Source organism: Shewanella sp. SM20 (assembly GCF_025654545.1).
GTDB classification, from domain to species: domain Bacteria; phylum Pseudomonadota; class Gammaproteobacteria; order Enterobacterales; family Shewanellaceae; genus Shewanella; species Shewanella oncorhynchi.
The window spans coordinates 1-561 of the sequence record NZ_JAKKRK010000148.1; the positions used below are offsets into that span (position 1 = coordinate 1).

The 561-nt window shown below is 42.2% G+C and carries 1 rRNA gene; it reads left to right on the forward strand.

What is annotated here, in order from left to right:
• Positions 1-436: 436 nt before the first annotated feature.
• Positions 437-561: ribosomal RNA gene (locus L5M18_RS23380) — 23S ribosomal RNA — on the forward strand; the annotation flags it as partial.

Here is a 561-nt window from a genome sequence, read left to right on the forward strand (position 1 = left end):
GGCTATAGCTCAGCTGGGAGAGCGCCTGCCTTGCACGCAGGAGGTCTGCGGTTCGATCCCGCATAGCTCCACCATTTACACCTTATTCTGACTTTATTGCAAAGTAATAAGGCATATGCACTATGGATAGAGATGCCAAAGATAAACTTAAAAATTATCTTTGGCTTTTTTAAGCCCGCTCTTTAACAATTTGGAAAGCTGATAGTATTTAATTGCATGAGTCTGTCATGTAATTAATTACAAAACGTTCAATGCGCAAGCATTGAACATGAGTTCTCAAACACTTTATTAAGTGTCTTGAATATTCAATAGTAAATTATTCTTTGCTGAATAGTTTACGTCTAAGGCGCGTCCACTTCTTTGGTCAGAAGTGAGACAAGTAAAACCAAGCTGGTCGCAATGCGACGCAGATGAGTGAAACTCATTTGGGTTGTATGGTTAAGCGACTAAGCGTATACGGTGGATGCCTTGGCAGTCAGAGGCGATGAAGGACGTAGTAACTTGCGAAAAGCGTTGGCGAGCTAGTAACAAGCATTTGAGCTAACGATGTCCGAATGGGGG